We start from the raw sequence: 2,538 nt of genomic DNA on the forward strand, positions 1-2,538 counted from the left end.
GTATGCATAAGTAAATAAATTTAATGAGGAAAACAAAAATGGCGTTAAATTGGTTCAAAAATATTTTTAGTTCATCTGATAATAAAAAAGAAGAACAAAAGGATAAGACAAACGTTGACCAATCACCACAAGATCTAGATCATACTACCTCTCAAAGCAACTCAGAAGTTATTGAGTCCAAAGTTGAGGAGGTTATTGTAAACAATGAACTCCCACTTGATGAAAATAATAATGATCAAGATAAATTCGCTAACTCCGGAGAAAATAACCTAACCTCTCGCAATTCAAATGAATCTATAACCTCTTTTGCTCATGACTTAAATAATAATGTTGTTGCTGAAAAACTTAATTTAGAAACAAGTGAACAAAATATAGAAGCAAAAGAAAGCAGTAACTTAGTACAAGAAGCGGATCTTAATCCTGAAATATCTAAAACTAGTGAACAAGACACTCAAGTAGAATCTACTAAAGCAGAGTCTACTAAAGAAGAAGCAAAAAACGAAGAAGTAAAACCTAAAAAAGGTTTTTTCTCTCGTCTTGTTGCTGGATTATCTAAAACCGGTGCTAATATAGGTGCAGGACTCTCTGCTCTATTTGTAGGCAAAAAAATAAATAAAAATTTATTTGAAGAGTTAGAAGAACATCTACTTATTGCTGATGTAGGTATAGATACTACTGATAAGATTATTAAAAATCTTACTGACCATGTAAAATTTACTCAACTAAATGATGCTCAAGTTCTCTATGGACAATTAAAGCAAGAATTAAAAGAGATTGTAGAACCTTGTGCTCAACCACTTGAGATTAAAGATCATAAACCTTTCTTAATTCTCATGATTGGGGTAAATGGAGTGGGAAAAACTACTACCATTGGTAAGCTCACCAAAAAACTACAACAAGAAGGAAAGAGTGTAGTCTTAGCTGCTGCAGATACTTTTAGAGCGGCCGCTATTGAACAATTACAAGAATGGGGACAAAGAAATAATGTTCCAGTTATTTCACAAAAACCTGGTTCTGATAGTGCGGCTGTAATTTATGATGCTTTTAATTCAGCAAAAGCCAAAGGAATTGATGTAGTTATTGCCGATACTGCAGGTCGCCTTTCTAATAAAAATCATCTACTTGATGAGTTAAGTAAAATTGTTCGTGTCGTACAAAAATTAGATCCATCAGCACCTCATGAAGTAATGATTACCTTAGACGCTTCAACTGGGCAAAATGCTATGTCCCAAGTAGAGGCTTTTGATAAGGCTGTGAATATTACAGGTATTAACCTAACTAAACTTGATGGAACTGCAAAGGGGGGAGTTATCTTCGCTATTTGTGATAAATTCAAAAAACCTATTCGTTATATAGGTGTCGGAGAAAAAATTGACGATCTTCAACCATTTAATGCTGAAGACTTTATCGAAGCCCTATTTAAAGAAAAATAAACAAACATAACTTATGTCTAGAGAAACTAAAACAAAAACCAAAGAAGACATCAAACTTCACTCCAGCAACAGCGTTGAAGTTACTGGAGATCAACAAACAACAAATATAAGCTCTTCATTAAGCAATACTTCATCTCATAATGTTTCTTTAGTTAGTAATATTACAATCACCACTAACCAAACCTCAAGAGGACAAGAGATTGTATATTACGTTAGTGGCATCAAAAGAGTTTTAACTAAAGAAATCGAAGATCAATTAATCAAAACCGCTAATGATCTAGAAATCGATATTAGTGAACGACGTAAAGCCTTTACAACTTTATTACAGGCTTATACTAAATATATCGAACATTTAGTTTATAAAGACTATAAATATTCGAATGTTTCTGATGATGATTTAAATCAAGCTGCTTTTGAAGGTTTTGTGGAAGCGGTAAAAAATTATGACCAAGGTAAATCTAACGGTGGTCGTTTAATTACCTATGCTTATCACCATATTAAGAAAAATATTTCTAAACTGGTTAACCAGCTGGCATATGCAACAAAAACCATAACGACTAAAGATGCTTCTTTAGCAAAAACGGCTATTTTAAAAATACGTGCAGAGCGTCCTTTAACCAATCAAGATTACGAAAATATAGCAAAAACTCTAAATAACAAAACTGCTAGTTACGTAAGAAGCATTGAAGGAGCTCTAACTAAAGCTACCTCATTTGAAACTGACACCCCTGATGGTGAAACTAATGTTTATAATCCCTCTTCATTTACTACCGACGAAAACTCAGATTTTTCAAAACAAGTAGAAGAAGATGAAACTTCAAGAAACTTACGTGAAGCGTTCTTTGATGCCTTTACCAATGTTCTTGATGAGAGAGAGCAATATATTATTAAAGTTCGAGTTGCTGAAGACTTTTTCCCTGAAGTAAAAGCTAAAGCTACTTTAAATGAAATTGCTAATAAGTTTAACATTTCAAATGAACGTGTACGTCAAATTGAAATGAAAGCTAAAGAAAAATTAGCTGAAGCCTTAGCAAAATTTAGACCTCATGAGGAATAATTACTTCCTAGAAGTAATTATTCCTCATAGCTTTTTAAACTAAAAATC

The 2,538-nt window shown here is 32.7% G+C and carries 2 protein-coding genes; both read left to right on the plus strand.

Annotated elements, in window-relative coordinates; translation table 11 throughout:
* The first annotated feature begins 38 nt into the window (after positions 1-38).
* Entirely contained in the window at positions 39-1,433 is a 1,395-nt protein-coding gene (gene ftsY, locus CKF59_RS07620) for a signal recognition particle-docking protein FtsY (RefSeq protein ID WP_245959292.1), read from the plus strand.
* A gap of 13 nt (positions 1,434-1,446) precedes the next feature.
* On the plus strand, positions 1,447-2,490 hold the full coding sequence (locus CKF59_RS07625) for a sigma-70 family RNA polymerase sigma factor (RefSeq protein WP_119535308.1): 1,044 nt from the start codon (positions 1,447-1,449) through the stop codon (positions 2,488-2,490).
* The last annotated feature ends 48 nt before the right edge of the window (positions 2,491-2,538 follow it).

This window comes from Psittacicella gerlachiana (assembly GCF_003585965.1).
GTDB classification, from domain to species: domain Bacteria; phylum Pseudomonadota; class Gammaproteobacteria; order Enterobacterales; family Psittacicellaceae; genus Psittacicella; species Psittacicella gerlachiana.